17 protein-coding genes, 1 pseudogene and 1 other annotated feature are annotated in these 18,148 nt (G+C 41.8%); of the genes and pseudogenes, 3 read left to right on the forward strand and 15 right to left on the reverse strand.

Annotated features, from left to right (window positions below):
• Positions 1-58: 58 nt before the first annotated feature.
• From DESOR_RS23895 to DESOR_RS23920, 7 genes are all read right to left on the reverse strand, one after another.
• Complete coding sequence (locus DESOR_RS23895; RefSeq protein WP_158309067.1) at positions 59-370, reverse strand: hypothetical protein; 312 nt, start codon at positions 368-370, stop codon at positions 59-61.
• A gap of 407 nt (positions 371-777) precedes the next feature.
• Positions 778-1,188: a hypothetical protein gene (locus DESOR_RS23900; protein ID WP_158309068.1), complete on the reverse strand. Its 411-nt coding sequence runs from the start codon at positions 1,186-1,188 to the stop codon at positions 778-780.
• The gene (locus DESOR_RS23905; protein ID WP_014187173.1) at positions 1,161-1,685 is read right to left on the reverse strand and encodes an FtsX-like permease family protein; all 525 of its coding nucleotides are present in this window, start codon (positions 1,683-1,685) and stop codon (positions 1,161-1,163) included. The genes DESOR_RS23900 and DESOR_RS23905 overlap by 28 nt, the downstream gene beginning before the upstream one ends.
• A complete protein-coding gene (locus tag DESOR_RS23910; protein ID WP_052304337.1) occupies positions 1,672-2,094 on the reverse strand; it encodes an ATP-binding cassette domain-containing protein in 423 nt (140 codons plus the stop codon). The genes DESOR_RS23905 and DESOR_RS23910 overlap by 14 nt, the downstream gene beginning before the upstream one ends.
• A 67-nt stretch (positions 2,095-2,161) precedes the next feature.
• Positions 2,162-2,380, reverse strand: a binding site (T-box leader).
• 39 nt (positions 2,381-2,419) lie between these two features.
• Positions 2,420-2,536 carry a DUF4160 domain-containing protein gene (locus DESOR_RS28575; protein WP_345788314.1) on the reverse strand — a complete coding sequence of 39 codons (117 nt, stop codon included), beginning with the start codon at positions 2,534-2,536 and terminating at the stop codon, positions 2,420-2,422.
• Positions 2,529-2,783 (reverse strand): hypothetical protein, encoded by a 255-nt coding sequence (locus DESOR_RS23915; RefSeq protein ID WP_242832557.1) that lies wholly within the window; start codon positions 2,781-2,783, stop codon positions 2,529-2,531. The genes DESOR_RS28575 and DESOR_RS23915 overlap by 8 nt, the downstream gene beginning before the upstream one ends.
• Positions 2,784-3,089: 306 nt before the next feature.
• A complete protein-coding gene (locus tag DESOR_RS23920; protein ID WP_014187175.1) occupies positions 3,090-3,218 on the reverse strand; it encodes a type II toxin-antitoxin system RelE/ParE family toxin in 129 nt (42 codons plus the stop codon).
• Between the two features lie 377 nt (positions 3,219-3,595).
• Here DESOR_RS23920 and DESOR_RS23930 point away from each other — a divergent pair, with 377 nt between their 5' ends.
• Positions 3,596-4,810 (forward strand): hypothetical protein, encoded by a 1,215-nt coding sequence (locus tag DESOR_RS23930; protein WP_014187176.1) that lies wholly within the window; start codon positions 3,596-3,598, stop codon positions 4,808-4,810.
• A 153-nt stretch (positions 4,811-4,963) separates the two neighbouring features.
• Positions 4,964-5,476, forward strand: coding sequence for a hypothetical protein (locus DESOR_RS23935; protein ID WP_014187177.1), 513 nt, complete (start codon positions 4,964-4,966; stop codon positions 5,474-5,476).
• A gap of 109 nt (positions 5,477-5,585) precedes the next feature.
• Here the strand turns inward: DESOR_RS23935 and DESOR_RS30750 are convergent.
• Positions 5,586-6,843, reverse strand: a pseudogene (locus tag DESOR_RS30750) (IS1182 family transposase); the annotation flags it as partial.
• Between the two features lie 149 nt (positions 6,844-6,992).
• Here DESOR_RS30750 and DESOR_RS23945 point away from each other — a divergent pair.
• Positions 6,993-7,856 carry a hypothetical protein gene (locus tag DESOR_RS23945; RefSeq protein WP_014187178.1) on the forward strand — a complete coding sequence of 288 codons (864 nt, stop codon included), beginning with the start codon at positions 6,993-6,995 and terminating at the stop codon, positions 7,854-7,856.
• Positions 7,857-8,290: 434 nt separating this feature from the next.
• Here the strand turns inward: DESOR_RS23945 and DESOR_RS27570 are convergent, their stop codons facing one another.
• The 7 genes from DESOR_RS27570 to DESOR_RS23980 all read right to left on the reverse strand — a co-directional run bounded on the left by DESOR_RS27570 (position 8,291) and on the right by DESOR_RS23980 (position 18,147).
• Entirely contained in the window at positions 8,291-9,775 is a 1,485-nt protein-coding gene (locus tag DESOR_RS27570; protein ID WP_158309069.1) for a sensor histidine kinase, read from the reverse strand.
• 130 nt (positions 9,776-9,905) lie between these two features.
• Positions 9,906-10,583, reverse strand: coding sequence for a response regulator transcription factor (locus DESOR_RS23955; RefSeq protein WP_014187180.1), 678 nt, complete (start codon positions 10,581-10,583; stop codon positions 9,906-9,908).
• A 163-nt stretch (positions 10,584-10,746) separates the two neighbouring features.
• Entirely contained in the window at positions 10,747-11,526 is a 780-nt protein-coding gene (gene istB, locus DESOR_RS23960; RefSeq protein WP_014184041.1) for an IS21-like element helper ATPase IstB, read from the reverse strand.
• Positions 11,523-12,764: an IS21 family transposase gene (gene istA, locus DESOR_RS23965; RefSeq protein ID WP_014184040.1), complete on the reverse strand. Its 1,242-nt coding sequence runs from the start codon at positions 12,762-12,764 to the stop codon at positions 11,523-11,525. The genes istB and istA overlap by 4 nt, the downstream gene beginning before the upstream one ends.
• A 222-nt stretch (positions 12,765-12,986) precedes the next feature.
• Positions 12,987-14,210, reverse strand: coding sequence for a hypothetical protein (locus DESOR_RS23970; RefSeq protein ID WP_014187181.1), 1,224 nt, complete (start codon positions 14,208-14,210; stop codon positions 12,987-12,989).
• 453 nt (positions 14,211-14,663) lie between these two features.
• Entirely contained in the window at positions 14,664-17,333 is a 2,670-nt protein-coding gene (ppdK, locus tag DESOR_RS23975) for a pyruvate, phosphate dikinase (RefSeq protein ID WP_014187182.1), read from the reverse strand.
• A complete protein-coding gene (locus DESOR_RS23980) occupies positions 17,326-18,147 on the reverse strand; it encodes a pyruvate, water dikinase regulatory protein (RefSeq protein WP_014187183.1) in 822 nt (273 codons plus the stop codon). The genes ppdK and DESOR_RS23980 overlap by 8 nt, the downstream gene beginning before the upstream one ends.
• Position 18,148: the final 1 nt, after the last annotated feature.

An 18,148-nucleotide genomic window follows, 5' to 3' on the forward strand; every position in this document is an offset into this window, starting at 1 on the left:
GCCTGAGTGACTGCAATCAAAAAGGACCTATCTCATTATTTCGCATTATGGAACAGAATTAATTTATGCCAAAACCCAGCAATTCTCTTTTAGAATAGTGATGTACAACAACAAATTGAAGCACCCCTAAGCCTAAGCCAAAAAGCAAACTGTAACCGGCAGCCTGCCATCCATATCCATAAAATTCATTGATCGCATAACCACAGAAAGCCCCCATAAACAGACCCGTGATGATCTGGGGGATGAAGTAATAGAGATTTTTATGATGAATCATTGCCAGCATTTCCTCTGACGTTACACCCAGGCGATAGAGACCGGACAATGTTCTCTGCTCTTCTTCCCCTTCAGCCTTAATCTTAAAATGAATCATAATATTGGCGGCCGTGCAGAATAGAACCTCCACAAAAAATACCACAAACAACAAAAATTCTGCTGACTGTTTGGCCAAAGCGAAGGATTCGATCCTGGAGGTTGCCCGATAGTAACGCTGTTGCGTCGGTTGATCAATCCGATTCTTTCTAATAAATAGTTCTGGACCGTCTTGATTCCTTTTCCAGAATCCTGCCAGTGATCAAAAGTGTAATCAGCCAAGGTGGGATTTCGGTTAAATAAGATACGTACGTCGCTTCCGGCCGACTTTAATTCTATTGTCTCCTGGCCACAAGCAAAACCACCGTTGACGGGGAAATCAAATCATGCTGATAACCGTCCTGCAAGTCAAACTGGAAAACCATCAGATACTTGCCCTGGGGAACTTGATAGCGACAGCCCAATTCTTTATTTACTTCGGAAAGAGGGAAGCAAATTAAAGGCCCCGTTTCGCAAATAATTCACCTGCTTAACTGATTGAAGGGATACCCCATTTTGAGCCAATAGGTCTTTCACATCACAGTCAGTCACCTGGTTCTTGCCAAAAATCCGGGAGTACTCCAAGTCATAGGGGGAATTCCTAATGGCATCCTTGGTAAGATCCGGATACATAACCACGGCTGATCCGGCAAAAAATATGCAAAATCCAAGCAGCCAGGCTGCTATAATCCCAATTCTGCCTCTTGACCCGGCATGCTGTCTATTAAAAGAGATTCCGAGGAAATGCCCCTCCCGAAACCCGGGAATTACTTTAGCCCCAAGGTTATCCAAACTCTCCACTCGGGCCATGATCAAGGCCGAGCCTGCAAACATAACCATAAGGCTGATGACAAGCCAAAGAGCAAAGCTGTCCATTTATAGGACTCAAGGTTTAAATACCAGTGCAATTCGGCTACCCCGATGACGTGTTGAATTACGAAATAAAAACCAAAAGCTGTCAGCGTGCCCAGGAACAAACCCGCCAGCAACGAGACCCCTGCAATCACACACTGCTCCAGGATCATATTAGTGAGTACTTCTCTTTCACTCATTCCTATGGTCATTAAAATGCCATAGTCATGTTTGCGAAGCTTTATGAATTGCTGGTAAGTATAGGGGATAAAGAGAAGGAGGAAAACACCCACAAAGAGACTTGGAGCACAAATATTACTGGAAATATAGCTGTTAACGCTTTTGGGATCCATAAACGCCTGATTGGTAAAGATGGCAGCAAAACTGTAAAACAAGCCAACAGAAAAAACATTGCCTAAAAAATACAGCCTGTAGCACCGGAAATTGGCCTTTAACATTTTCCAGGCAATATCAGAAAATGTCATCCTGCTCACCTCCAATCAAGGTAAGCATCTCTGTCAGGGATTCCATAAATTCCTTGCGGCCGCCTTTCCGCTGTTCTTCCGCCACAAATTCACCATCTTTTAACAAAAGGGCCCTGTGACAATGGCTGGCGGCAAAGGTGTCATGGGTAACCATCAAAAAACTGGTGCCAAATTCCCCATTGACCCGGAGAAAATAATTCATTACTTCCCGGGTTGACTTGGAGTCCAGATTTCCTGTGGGTTCATCCGCTAAAATAAGAGCAGGATTATTGATCAGCGCCCTGGCGATGGCGGCCCGCTGTTTCTCACCGCCGGATATTTCTGTAATATTATGAGCCTTCCAGTAATCAGCTATTTCACTTTCCTTTTTTGCCTCCGGCAGATCCCTTAGCGGTTTGAAGTTAGACATAATCATCTTCCTTTCATGTTGGGCTCAAATATCCTATGAATAACATCAAAAATCCCTAAGTCAATGACTTAGGGACGGATTATCCGCGGTACAACCCTTGTTATTAATAGATACAATCCATTAATCGCTTAAAACATGTAACGTATGTTCTACGGAACAGCTTAAATTATTTCAGCCGCCCAACTCCAAGGTGATCTTCATAAAGAACCTTCGTCATAATCTTTCACCCGAGGATTATGTCTCTAAAACCCCAGTCCTTTATTACTATCCTTATCATAGTTGTTAACAATATTTTAAACCAATATTGAACATATTATTCCAGTTGCTAACCATTGTCAATGGCACTCGGCTTTCCTTTTCCGACATGAACATGAATCGGCTCATTATTTTCATTCGACCAAAAATACACCAGATATTCGCCAATAAGAAACAGACTAGGCAATCTGGATACCTCCCGCAGCAGCATACTTATACAGCAGATGAGCATTGCTACGCAGGAATTGGCTAAAGTTCTCAATCTCTCTATCTGAAAATCCGTCTCTCTTTATCCAGGTATAAGCAGGTAACGCACATCTGGCCACATCGAATCCGCCTTCTTTCGGACGCTCGAAATGAATTTCCAAACACTGCATGCCATCTTCTTCAATGAGGTGAGAATGTGTGATTTCAGTTTCATCCGCCAAAATCATATATGGATACATCATGGCCACTAACTACCTTACTTTTTACCCTTATATTATACCACAAATTGGATTTCTTTGTTCATTGGAAGTTAAAAATGCTCCGCCATAAAGGCCTCCCGTTCCTCCTCAGGAATTCCAGGAGGATAATCGCCTGAGTGTAAGTTCAAATTCGGATTCAAATCCGAATTTGAGAAGAAACCAGACGGATGTGTAAGGCTTCAAAAGCTATTTTTATGTTTTAATTTATTTCCCTGGTTGATTACAGCCGCTGAGTGACTGCAAACACTTTAAGAGCAATCCCGTTTTTTACTATTATGAAACACTTCCTGTAATTTTAACAAGAGCCTTTTGGGCAGCATCAACTCCAAAATTCTCAATAATATATGCCTTGATTTTCTGTAAATCCTCCAGAGCCTTCGGAGAGTATTCCACTTTTCCCATACTATAATCCTAAGGAAGCTTCTACCTCATCAGCAGAAAGCCACCCTTTCTCCCTGGCTGATTTTTCCCCTTCCTCAAGCTGTGCCATAAGCCTTACCGTTGCGCGGAGCTTATCAAGTTCTTCTAACTTAATAATTGCATATTCACCTCTTCCATTTCTGGTAAGATATACAGGATTGTTGTAAGATACTAACCACCTAAGAGACAGTACCCTTACTTATTCCAAAAAACATCAAACCTTTTGTACACAATGAACTTCCTTTTTGCATCTCCTTTATAATGTTAGAGATTTCATTTTAAACCGTAACCAGTATTGACAAACCAACGTATACTGCAGTACAAGTCTCTATTAATTAAAATAGGAGTGAATACAAACTATGAGTTACCAATTCTATACTCTTCCTCAAAATACATCCGGGGCTGCCGATGTCCCTATTTTCAATACACCTACGACCCTGGCAAGCCTTACGGATGCAGTCCGTTCCGGTAATGACATTGCAACAGTGAGAGCAAATATTGGCTGGCAAGCTCAGTCTGGCGGCAATGTAATACAAGTATTATTTAAAATCTGGCGCGGCGCACCTGTTACAGGTGAACTGGTCTGCAGTGTTCAGGACAGTGCGGAAAGCGCATTTGATTACGTCGCAACCACAGATTTTAGTGAAGTAGTTTCCGGCCTCACAGCTGATCAACCCGTTACCTTTGTTTTAACAGCAGAAACAGTGGGTACCGGCACTCAGGCAAAAGTTATCGGCCCATTGACTTTTACTGCACTCGAAACAAATTCGAATATTGAAAGCTATTTCGAACTTCCCAATAATACTTTTGGTGGAGCCAATATCCCTGTCGCTCAGACCCCGGTGCCGGTGGCTTTTATTAATGTTAATGTTGAACCTGGTCAGGATGTTATCTTAAGGTCTACCGCCTGCTGGATAGCAACAAGCAGTATATTTCCCAAAGTGGATGTGCTCTTTAAACTGTGGCGCGGCGCACCTATAACCGGTACACTTATAGCCAGCGCAGATGACAGTGCGGATGTGGAAAGAGGAGCAGTTACCTCATTTTCCCATGTGGATTCCGGTTTTACCTCAGCACAGACCGTAACCTATGTTCTAACAGTGGAAGCTCCCGATCCCGGCAACACGGCAAACATTGTGGGCGCACTGATTATTACCGGTTTTGTCCAGACGCTTAGTTCATTCTTCACGTTGCCCCAAAACACCTCCGACAGTGTAAGTATCCCAATCACTGCCACCGGAACGCCATTGGCCGCAATAACTACAGAGGCATCCCCCGGCCTTAAATTCTCCCTGCGAGCTGCTGTCGGTTGGTTGGTGCCATCCGGCTCAATTACTCCCATTCTCTTCAAAATTTGGCGCGGTGCTCCTAATACTGGTACTTTAATATACAGCACTCTGGATAGTGGAGAAAGTCTCTTCGATTACCGCAAAGTCACCGCCTTAGCCCATGTTGACAGCGGATTTACCGCTTCAGGGCCGGTAACCTATACCCTTACAGCCGAGCTGACAAAGCCGGGAACAGCGGCCGATGTAATAGGCCCGCTCACTTTTACGGCTGTTCCAGAAAGCTAAGACACAAAGGTGTTATATCAAACCCATAAAGTTCATTACAACATGAAATTACTAAAAAAACTCCAGAAACTCCTGGAGTTTTTTTTAACCGTTTTTCATTAAGGCACATAAGGTATTATGAAGTTTGTCAAGAATAGGAGGTCCGGTATAGGTATGGGTTGGGTAATTCAACAGGGTAACGGTATTTCGAAGAAAGACCCCATAGTAGAGAAGCCCTCGATTCCACAATCATCCGCCCAAACAATGAATACCCCAGGATTTAGTTTTTATGTGCTGCCCAATAATATTTCTAATTCTGTGTTAATCCCCATAACTGTATCACCCCAGCCCCTAGCTTATGTCCAGGCTGCAACCGGGATAAATAAGGTGATTGTTGTCAGGGTGTCAGCCGGCTGGAGAATTAAGAATGTTGATAATGAAACTTCCTGCGCAGTTATGTTCAAGCTCTGGCGGGGTGAACCGGTGACCGGTGAATTAATCTGTAGCCTTCTGGACGGGGGAGAAAGCATATCTATTAATTATAAGGCTACATCTTTCGAACATGTGGATAGCGGTTTCAGAGAGTTCTCGAATACAGTTTATACTCTAACCGCTCAGCTTGTCTCTGGGTTCGGTGCGGAAATTGTGGGTTGTCTTACCATGACAGCGATGGGGTTAGAACTTTGAGCTTACATAATGATTTGTTGCGTAAGTTTTGTAGCCGGTGGGGCCGTGTTGAAACTTTAGTTTCTCACGGCCTCTTAAAGGTTTCGGAATAAGAAAACTGGCTGACCGTCTATCCCAAGACGGTAGCCAGTTTTCTCATGTTGTGGGCAATGCAATGTAACCCCCATTCCAGTTTGACCTTTTCTAATCCCTTAAGAATAAATCGTCGGGCACCAAAATTGCCTTTGATATCTCCAAAGACCCTTTCCACCTCTATGGGTCGTAAGCTACGCATTTTCTACCCGTATTCGCTCGTCAAATTAGCCCGTGCCTCTGCTTTTAGTTCATTACCTTTAGGGTTGAATGTATATCTGTTTCTTAAAATCCGGATTGCTGCTTTGCTTGATACAACGCTTGCGATACGGACATTCCTGACAATCATCACTTTGATAGACCCTGATGGTACTTCGATAGCCCCTCTTGCTTTTTTGAGTTTTTATGTACTTGAATCTTAGAACTCTCCCAAACCCGCACGTGTATTCATCCTTCTGTTCATTATATAGCCAATTCCAAACTAAAGTTGGATCGAATTTCCACTTGGCTGTTGCTTCCTTATGAAAGGTATTGTATTTGACATAGTTTCCAAGATTCTCTTGAGCCAGATATTCGTAATTCTCTTCGCTGCCATAACCGGCATCGGCAACGATGTTGGCTGGAAGATTACCCCCTAGGTTTTTCTTTAACTCTTCCAGATGTTCTTTCATGCAACTCGTATCATCTGCTGATTGATGAATGCTATATCCTACAACAAATTGATTTTCTGTTCCTATCTGGACATTGTAACCCGGCTTCAGTTGCCCGTTTTTCATCGCATCTTCTTTCATTCGCATAAAGGTGGCGTCTGTATCCGTTTTCGAGTAGCTGTTGCGCTCTGCCAGCAGTTCTTCTTGTTTTTCATATTTCTTCATTCGAGGTAAGTAATCTTTGAGCAAGACTCTTTTCACTTTAATGAGTTTCTTTTCCTTCGGGTTTGAGGACAGCCGTTCATCGATCCGTTTAACCGCTTCTTCTATCGCCTGAGAGTCAATCGGTTTTTCTTCTCCGAGTTCTTCCAGGTTCCAATCCCTATACTCCTCATTTTCTTTCTGATTGGTCAACTCCGCAAACTCAAAAAGTTCTTGGCACTTTTCCCGTAGTTTTTCCTTGTAGCGCTTGGTTGATTTTCCCCAGACCCAGCTGTACTTATTGGCATTGGCTTCGATTTTCGTTCCATCTATAAAGTAATTTTCCAGCTTGATGTAGCCCTGCTTATGTAGAAGGTCAACAACTTCACTAAAAATCTCACCCAGCACATCTTTCATGCGTTCTCCCCGGAAGGTGTTGATGGCGCGGCGCACCTGTTACAGGTGAACTGGTCTGCAGTGTTCAGGACAGTGCGGAAAGCGCATTTGATTACGTCGCAACCACAGATTTTAGTGAAGTAGTTTCCGGCCTCACAGCTGATCAACCCGTTACCTTTGTTTTAACAGCAGAAACAGTGGGTACCGGCACTCAGGCAAAAGTTATCGGCCCATTGACTTTTACTGCACTCGAAACAAATTCGAATATTGAAAGCTATTTCGAACTTCCCAATAATACTTTTGGTGGAGCCAATATCCCTGTCGCTCAGACCCCGGTGGCTTTTATTAATGTTAATGTTGAACCTGGTCAGGATGTTATCTTAAGGTCTACCGCCTGCTGGATAGCAACAAGCAGTATATTTCCCAAAGTGGATGTGCTCTTTAAACTGTGGCGCGGCGCACCTATAACCGGTACACTTATAGCCAGCGCAGATGACAGTGCGGATGTGGAAAGAGGAGCAGTTACCTCATTTTCCCATGTGGATTCCGGTTTTACCTCAGCACAGACCGTAACCTATGTTCTAACAGTGGAAGCTCCCGATCCCGGCAACACGGCAAACATTGTGGGCGCACTGATTATTACCGGTTTTGCACAGACGCTTAGTTCATTCTTCACGTTGCCCCAAAACACCTCCGGCAGTGTAAGTATCCCAATCACTGCCACCGGAACGCCATTGGCCGCAATAACTACAGAGGCATCCCCCGGCCTTAAATTCTCCCTGCGAGCTGCTGTCGGTTGGTTGGTGCCATCCGGCTCAATTACTCCCATTCTCTTCAAAATTTGGCGCGGTGCTCCTAATACCGGTACATTAATATACAGCGCTCTGGATAGTGGAGAAAGTCTCTACGATTACCGCAAAGTCACCGCCTTAGCCCATGTTGACAGCGGATTTACCGCTTCAGGGCCGGTAACCTATACCCTTACAGCCGAGCTGACAAAGCCGGGAACAGCGGCCGATGTAATAGGCCCGCTCACTTTTACGGCTATTCCCGAGAGTTGAACCACAAAACTGTTATGTTAAAGCAAGAACCCTTAACTAAGGAATATCCATTGGATAGGAAGATAAACTTGTTTTCCGCTCAGCAATAAAGCCTTGCTCACAAGGCTTTATTGCTTTTTCCCTACATTAAAATTGTAAACTAAATCAATAATGTTCTATAGACAAAAAGATTGCTATATTTAGAATTCAGGACAATAAAAACAGGGTATTATTTCTTAAATCACTAAGAAAGCCCGAATACAGTTCAATCGAAAACTGCCCCAATCTTAACAATAATCGGGACTTCTTTTACTGCCGGTTGCTTGAATTCAATAAAGTTTTCTTGCTTCTCGTCTGTGTTGGCTTCCCGGTTGCTCAATTCTTAAAGGCAGTTCCTATGTGTAGAGTTTTTGACAATTACACTATACTTCTCTCGGAAGTCTATGACAACTATGCTAACATAGGGGACAGTTGGGTAATTCAAACCAAAATTCAACACCATCTTCTTTGTTCGTTACACCATAACTTCCCTTATGCTTTTCAATTATTGATCTAACAATATAAAGACCCAATCCTGTGCCTCCATACTGTCGTGATCTGGCTTTATCAGATTTATAAAAGCTGTCCCAAATCTTCTTTGTATCTTCATCTGAAAGTTTTTTCCCCGTATTTGCAACGAATACTCGCATATTTTGGTCTGCATTTTCTATTCGAATTTGTATTTTTTTCTTACTATCTACATGATTGATTGCATTTGCAATATAATTTTTCAGCACCTGTTCAATTCTGATATAATCAGCCTTAACAAAATAATCTCTATCATTGTCAACAAACAATTCAATGCCCTTTTGATTCATTATATGCTTATATTTACCAACAATTTCATCAACTAATACAGCAATATTAAAAATAGATTTTTCCAATTGAAATATTTCAGACTCCATATAGGAGATATCTAATAATTGGCCAACCATTTTCCCCATCTTGTCCGACTCATCAACGATGATTTCTGAGTATTTTGTTCTTTTTTCTTCACTATCAACAACATTTAACATGAGTCCTTCCGCATAACCTTTGATGATACCAATAGGGGTTTTAAGCTCATGTGAAACGCTCGATATGAATGTTTTTCGCATATCGTCAATTTGCTGTTTTCTTTTAACATCTTCTTTCAACATTTCATTGGCAACTGTTAGTTCCTGTATGGATTTATCCAATTCATCTGATATTAAATTAATACTTTTTCCCAATTCACCTATTTCATCATTTGTTTTAACATCATACTTCTTATCGAATTTCAAATTAGATATATTTTTAGCAATATGACTCATATCAATAATTGGTTTTGTTATCTTTTGGGAAAAGATAAAACTTGCTAAACTTCCCAAAAACAACATGACAAAACCCACTATAATATATAACTCATTTGCAATTTTGGCGCTGTACATTAGTTCTCGCAACGGCTTTCTAATCATTAAGATATTTCCTGCATCTAGTCTTTTTATAAAAATAATATTTTCTATTAAGTCAGGAATATCAACTTGATCATGCATATTTGAACTATTGCTTTTTTCATTTAGAAATGGATATGAATTTAAATCATTTTCTTGATCATATCTTGGAAGTAACATGTTTTTACCGCTTTTGGGACTATTAGGCGGCATCAGCTTTTCTGTTCCTGAAATAAGATTGGGATTATCAACAATTTCATAGTAGTACTTATTATTAATTTTATTGATATTATCATCTATGATATCAATAAAATTTCGATGGATTACATCACCGGCATGCTCATTTCCATTTGCTGAAATGTATTTTATAACCATGGTATCTTCATTAATGATTACACAATTTAGTCCCTCATTTCTTGTGGCATACTCAAAAACAGATTCCATATTTTCAGGTTGTTTTGAATAATAAGCATTAACAATTTTATACATATCCAAAATCGTGCTTTTGTATCTAAAAAAATAGTAATTACCAATAAACTGTACGTTTATCATAATCGATGCCAAAATAAAAAACGAAAGGAAAATGGTGCAAATAATAAATAACTTTACTCTTATGGATTTAATCATTTTTTACCTGCATTTCATAACCAATCCCTCTTACCGTCCTAATTAGTTGTCCATATTCTTGCATACTAGCTCTTAAACTTTTTATGTGTGTATCTACTGTTCTCGCATCGCCATAATAATCATATCCCCATACAGAATTAAGTATCTGGTCTCTGCTAAGAGCCCTTCCCTTGTTCTTTACAAGATAACTTAAAAGAGCGTATTCCTTTGGGCTCAATTCAATAGCCATATCATTTATTTTTACAGTTTTATTGGACTGATCTATTCTTAACCCTTCTATTTGAATGCTCTCCTCTTTTTCCTTTATTGCAGATCTCAACAAAGAATTAACCCTTGCCATAAAAGTCCCATAACTGAATGGTTTGGTAATATATTCATTGACACCCAAGTCAAATCCGCGAATTTCATCTCTTTCTTCCGCTAAGGCAGTGAGCATCAATATCTGTACTTCAGATATCTTACGTATTTCTTCACATACTTCCCAACCAGTGCTTTTAGGCATCATGACATCAAGTATCAACAGGTTGATATCCGTATTTTTTAAAAATAAATCAATGGCTTCTTCACCATCTTCCGCTTCAAGGACGACATATCCTTCTTTTCTTAAATAATCAGAAACAAGTTCTCTGAATAACAACTCATCATCAGCAACCAAAACTTTAATATTCATTCTTAGACTCCATTTGTACGTAAAATTCAATTATTAATTATTGATATTATCATACACTATCATGGAGTTCTATAGTGGTTTTTGAAACAGTTTAGGAACATTGTCAACCCCAGTTCAAAATTCCTCAAAAACAACGGTTGAAAATTCCCCAATTAGCTGTTTACTAGTCGGTCGGAGTGAACTCCAATTTACTGGGATCATAAAAACCTGCTTTTTTCTTTTCTTTCACCCTGTAGCTATCTCCCTTAATATTAATGGTCGTAGAGTGGTGTAATAGGCGGTCAAGAATCGCCGTTGCGACGATATTATCACCAAATACATCTCCCCATTCTCCGTATGATTTATTCGAAGTTAGGATAATCGATCCCTTTTCGTAACGGCTAGAGATGATCTGAAAGAAATAATGCGCCGTTTCATCATCCATTCCTGCATACCCAACTTCATCGATGATCAAGATGCCGGGTTTACATAGAGTTTTAATCTTGCGGTGAATCCGCCCGGAGATGATGTTCTCCTTAATCATTGCAATCAGCTCATGGGCGCTTAGAAAGTAAGCCGTATAACCGTTTTTAATCGCTTCAACCGCAAGGCCTACCGCCAGATGGGTTTTGCCTACACCTGGCGGCCCGAGGAATACTACATTTTCAGCGCGGGCTACAAAGCCTAGGGTTTTCAGTTCATTGATCTTTCGAGCGTTAGCACTAGGCTGAAAATCAAAGTCGAATTGTTCCAGTGTTTTCACATAGGGAAGTTTCGCCAGTTTCATGTTAGCCTTGGCAGCCCGGTCGCGCTTAGCTTCAATCTCAGCCCATAACAACTTGTCCAGAAATTCTAGATAAGATATACTACCTTTAGAAGCTTCTTCTGCGTGGTGGTCATACACAGCGTTCATATGGATCAGGCCGAGAATTTCACAAGCCTGATTTAAACGTTCCTGAATCATTGTGTCACCTCGTTGATCAGCGATTCATAGACCTTAAGGGGTCTTTGATACACTTTGGGTGGTTGTTTGTGGCTTAGAATGGGTGCTGTGGCGGCAACTTTCTTCTGAGACCATGTTGTTAAACCCTCAAAGTGTTTTTTATTGCGCTGGAAGTGGTGTTTGCCTGAAAGCTTCACGTGGGATGCAATGCAGATGCCGTTTTCATCATAGATCTCCAGATGTCCGTTGTTTAAATCTCGAATTCTAACCCGCTTTCCCACGAAACGGTAAGGAACCGAGTAGAAATTCGCTTTGTAACTGATGGTACAATCGTTCATGACTTTGCGGTATTGTATATCATAAAGCAGGAATGCTTCTGGATTGACAGGTTTTAACGTTTCTCGTATGAATGCTTCTGCTGGGATTTCACGGGTTGTCTGATGCAGCCGGACATTGCAGACCGTATCCAACCAGAACTTTACGGCTTCATTTAAATCAGCCAGACTGGATATTGTCTTAATTCTTGGCCAAAAGTTCCTGCGCAGATACTTAACACCGTTTTCTACCTTGCCTTTGGTGCGGGGACGATAGGGACGGCAGCGCACTGGACTGAAATCTTGATGCCGGGCAAAGCTTAAAAATTGGTTATTCCACTGATTAGTGCCAGTTTGATGGCTATGTTTGACGACGGTTTTCATGTTGTCATACAGGATGGTTTCCGGTACCCCGTTAAAGAAGGCAAAGGCTCGTTCATGACAACCGATAAGTGTGTCAATGCGCTCGTTCTCAGTAAACTCAACATATTGTTTCCGGGAGTGTCCCATGATCATGATGAAGGCATGAACCTTGACGAAAGTTCCATCGTCTTTCAGAAGCTTGAATTCTCCCCAGTCAACTTGAGCTTGCTTGCCTGGTGGAGTCTCAAAGCGCATGGAGGCTTTACCTCTTACTTGCTCACGATAGGGTTTCATAAAATCCCTGAGAATGGTTAGCCGGCCCTGGTAGCCCATGGCTTTGATTTCATCAAATAAGACCATGGCATTGACGCATCCTTCGTTCATTCTCTCGATGATGTAGGCTTTGTGATTCTCCAGCTTACTTTCACGTTGTACTTTCTTACGATAGGCCGGGAGTTGATCACTTTTAAGCCATTTAGTGACCGTTTTTCGGTCTAAGTCTAATTCTCGTGCAATCTGAGTAATATTCATTCCTTTGCTTTTTAAGTCTCTGATCATAAAAAATTCCTCACTTTGTACCATTTGATTGTCTCTCCTCCTGTGGAGAAGAGTACGTTGATTGTGGGGAATTTTCAACCGTTTATTATGGGTATTTTAGCATCGTTCTTTTCAACATATCAAATTAATCATTCAAATGAAATAAAACCATCTAGACATTCGATGGTTTTATTTCTTAATACAAAGTTCATTTTAGATTCACTCTAGCGCACAAAACCCAATCATCTTTACACATGGTGCACTAGTTTAGGAGAATAGGCTATAAATCCAACTGCCAACACTTCCAAAAACATCTACTATCGCGTTAAATACAGAATTGAATCCATATCCTGCTGCTTTCAGTGCCTTGGCAATTGTTTTTGCTGAGGCGTCATACGCAGAGTCAAGAGCCCCTGCAATTGTTTTTGATCCATACCCAATGGATTTCAAGATACTTGCAGCGTCAGATACTGATGTGTTGTATGCTGACTTTAATGCGCGTGCTACGTCTGTTGCTCCATACCCAACTGATTTCAAGATACTCGCAGCGTCAGATGCTGTTTCATTGTATACTGTATTTAATGCGCTTCCTACATCTTTCGCTGCATACCCAGCTGATTTCAAGATACTCGCAGCGTCAGATGCTGTTTCATTGTATACTGACTTTAATGCGCTTCCTACATCTTCTGCTGCATACCCAGCTGATTTCAAGATACTTGCAACTCCAGATGCTGTTTCATTGTATGATATCTCGAACGAGTCTGCTATATCTTCTGCTGTGTACTTGTATGCTTTTAATATTACCGCAATATCCTCTTCTGAATCACCCCATACTGACTTCAATGTGTTTACTATATCTTCTGCTGTGTACCCGATGGATTTCAATATACCCACTGCTTCAGATGCTGTTTCATTGTATACTGAATTTAATGCGCTTCCTATATCTTCTGCTGCGTACCCGATGGATTTCAATATACTCGCTGCTTCAGATGCTGTTTCATTGTATACTGAATTTAATGCACTTCCTACATCATCTGCTGCATACCCTACAGATTTCAATATACTCGCTGCTTCGGATGCCGATTCATTGTATACTGAATTTAATACTTTTCCTACATTATCCGCTGTATAACCAGCTGCTTTTAATGTTGAAGCAATATCTTTTTCTGACACATTATATACACTTATCAATGCATTAGCTACGCTAATTATTCCATAGTTTGCTGATTTCAATGCTTTAGCTGTTTTATCTTCTGTAACATTATATTCATCTTTGAAACCTGCAGCAACGTTTTCTGCAGAATAACCAATACTTTTCATCGTTGAAGCAATCATATTTAGATCAGTCTGTGAGGGACTACTAGAAGCGTATGCAGAGTGTATTGGCGCTAACATGAATACAAAAAACGTGACGATTGCTAAAAGCAGAGTGTTTTTTACTACGACTTTGTTTCGGCTGTGTACTTGATTAATAACATTTGATTTTTCCATACAACTAACTCCTTTTCAATTTTTTTCCTATCAAGGAAACTTGTTATGCTTTATGAGGCTATTCTACATATGCATTGTGATGGTTTTGTGATGAAAAGTGTGGAATTGTCAATTTAGTTTAGTCCTTAAACTCGTTATTCTGCCAATTAGCTATGCCATAATGAGAACCTAGCAATTTGAGTAAAGTCATTTCTTTTTAGATTTAATAAAAATCAAGTAAAAAAACAATGTAACCAAAATGATTACAATACCCTCAACAAATCCTGATGAGCTCATCATATTTATAAGATGAGAGAAGTCTTACTTCATTGGAACGATTCTTATCCTAGGGTATTTTAATGTTTTTGGCCGAATTTCATATTCAAAGAATCAATAAAAACAGGGTATTATTTCTTAAAATCACTAAGAAATAATACCCTTGCTTTATTTTATACTAAGTCTCTCAAACTTCAATTAACTGTTTTTGCCTTGCTTCGATTGGTCTTTGTTGATAACAGCCGCCTGAGCTGCAGCCAACCGAGCGATGGGTACGCGGAAGGGGGAGCAAGAAACGTAATCAAGCCCTACTATATGGCAAAATTCTATAGAGTTAGGTTCTCCGCCATGTTCTCCGCAAATCCCTAATCGGATATCAGAATTTGCTCCCCGGCCAAGTTTCACAGCAATATCGATAAGCTTGCCAACACCATCCCGGTCAAGTACCACAAAGGGATCTGTCTTCATGAGATTCTTATCTAAATACGTAGGAAGGAATTTGCCTTGAGCATCATCACGGGACAATCCCATAGTCATCTGGGTGAGGTCGTTGGTTCCGAAGGAGAAGAAATCAGCGACCTTGCCAATTTCATCAGCTAAGAGAGCAGCGCGAGGCACCTCAATCATGGTCCCTACTTTATAGTTAATTTGGGCATTTTGTTCGTTCATAACTTCTGCTGCAGTGTCATCCACGAGCTTGCGCATCATGATGAATTCCTCTTTTCCTATGGTCAGCGGAATCATAACCTCCGGATGAATGTCATACCCTTCTTTTACTAACCGAGCACTGGCTTGGAAAATTGCCCGGGCTTGCATAACTGTAATTTCAGGGAAGGATACACCCAAACGACAGCCTCTGTGACCCAGCATGGGATTCAATTCAGACAGCGCCCGCACATTTCGAAGCAAGGACTCTTTTTCAGCTAACAAATCCGGATCACTATTGCTCATTCTCAGCTTCGTAATCTCGATAACCAGCTCCTCAGAATGAGGCAGGAACTCATGGAGGGGCGGATCAAGCAAACGGATGGTAACAGGGAATCCCTGCATAGCCTTTAAAATGCCGTAAAAGTCTTCTTCCTGCATAGGTAAGAGCTTAGCTAAAGCAGCTTCTCGCTCTTCCAAGGTTTGGGCTAAAATCATTCTTTGCACAATGGGAATCCGTTCAGGATCCATAAACATATGCTCGGTACGAGTCAAACCAATACCAACTGCTCCGAAATTGCGAGCATTGGTTGCCTCTGTCGGACTATCCGCATTAGCCATAACCCGAAGTCTGGAGATTTCATCTGCCCAGCCTAAGAATTCTTTAAATCCTTCACTCAGCTCCGGATCAACCATGGCTACTTCGCCCTTGATCACTCGTCCCGTCGCTCCGTCAATGGACATGATCGTTCCTTGAGGGTATTCTACCCCGTCAATAGCTACTACCCCATGGGTATAATCAATCTTTAAAGCGTCACACCCGCAGACAGCAGGCTTGCCCATATGCCGGGAAACCACCGCTGCATGACTGGTCATACCACCGCGGCTGGTTAAAATTCCTTGAGCCGCTAAAATACCGCGGATGTCATCCGGGGTGGTTTCTGTACGGACTAAAATAATTTTTTCACCCAAATTTCCCAAGCGTTCTGCTTCTTCAGCGCTTAAGACAATTCTACCCGAGGCAGCTCCAGGAGAGGCCGGCAGCCCTTTAGCCAACACTTGAATTTTAGCATTCGTATCCATACGACGGTGTAATAAATGCTCTAATTGATCCGGCTCAATGCGCATAACTGCTTCTTCTTTTGTAATTAAGCCTTCATGGACAAGTTCCACTGCCACCCGGATAGCTGCTGAAGCCGTCCGTTTGCCATTCCGGGTTTGCAGCATGTATAATTTGCCCCGTTCAATGGTAAATTCGATATCCTGCATATCCCGATAGTGAGATTCCAGCCGTTTGGAAAAATCCTGGAATTGCTGATAGATTGCCGGATTCTCCTGAGCTAAAGTAGCAATGGGGTTGGGAGTTCTTATTCCGGCAACCACATCTTCTCCTTGAGCATTCATGAGATATTCACCGTAGAGTGCACTTTCCCCAGTGGATGGATTGCGGGTAAAGGCTACCCCTGTTCCTGAATCCGAACCCATGTTGCCAAAGACCATAGACTGCACATTTACAGCAGTTCCAATATCATGGGGAATATTATTTATTTTCCGGTATACATTAGCCCGATCATTATTCCACGAACGGAAAACCGCTAACACCGCTTGCTTAAGCTGCTCCTTAGGATCCATAGGGAAAGGACTGCCCGTTTTGCGTTCGATTTTTTTCTTATACTCACTAACCATCCATTTCAAACTCTCCGCAGAAAGCTCGGAGTCATAGCGAACCCCTTGCTTCTCTTTGGCAGTCTCGAGAATTTGCTCAAAATTGTAGTGTTCTACTTCTAATACTACATCTCCAAACATTTGGATAAAACGGCGATAGCAATCCCAAGCAAAACGCTCATTTTGAGTGTTGGCCGCCAAAGCTTCAACAGTGTCATCATTGAGTCCTAAATTAAGTACTGTATCCATCATGCCCGGCATGGAGAACTTCGCTCCAGACCTTACGGAAACCAACAACGGGTTTTTCTTATCTCCGAAGACTTTGCCCGAAGCTGTTTCAACCTGGGCTAAAGCCGGCCAAACCTGCTCCCAAATTTCCTCCGGAAATACTTCTCCATTACTATAGTAAACATTGCAGGCTTCCGTCGTAATGGTGAAACCTGGAGGAACCGGCAGGCCGATTTGAGTCATCTCCGCCAAGTTGGCCCCTTTTCCTCCCAATAAATCCTTCATAGATGCCTTACCTTCTTGGAACAAGTAAACATACTTCTTACTCATTTCTATCCCCCTTAAATAATATTTCTAATATAATGCTCGCAGTTTCTTCAATTGCTTTGCCCGTGGCGTCAATAATCGGGCAGCCGATGCGTTTCATAATACCTCGAGCATATTCTAACTCTCTCATAATTCGATCTAGATTGGCATAATCTGCTGTGGCACCTAAACCGAGAGTTTTTAAGCGCTCCGTCCGAATTTGGTTCAGCAATTCCGGCCTTACCGTCAAACCAATCACTTTTCGTGAAGAAATACTAAACAGCTCATCCGGCGGATCTACTTCAGGTACCAAGGGAATATTCGCAGCCTTGAGTCCTTTATGGGCTAAATACATGCTCAACGGCGTTTTCGATGTCCTCGAGACACCAATAAGCACTACATCCGCAAATAAAACTCCGCGTGGATCTTTGCCGTCATCGTATTTAACTGCAAATTCAACCGCCTCTACTTTTCGGAAATATTGTTCATCCAATCGATGGATAATGTTCGGCGTGTGAGTTGGGTCCATGCCAGTTTGACCGGCTAAAGCCCCAATCAGCGGTCCCAGAATATCCACAGTTCTGAGTCCCCTTTCCAGAGCCTTTTCCTCCAAATACTCCCGAAGGTCCTTAAGGACCAAAGTATAAACTAAAATAGCTTGCTCTGTGGCAGCCTCTTCCATAATATCTTCTAAATGGGCTTGATCTCTAACATAGGGAACCCTGCGAATACGCGTCTTTACGCCAACGAACTGAGCAGCCGCCGCCCTGCTTACAAACTCAGCCGTCTCTCCCAAGGCATCCGATATTACATAAATAACAGCCGATTGGGTCGTCAAA

It is taken from the genome of Desulfosporosinus orientis DSM 765 (assembly GCF_000235605.1).
Classification (GTDB): Bacteria; Bacillota; Desulfitobacteriia; order Desulfitobacteriales; family Desulfitobacteriaceae; genus Desulfosporosinus; species Desulfosporosinus orientis.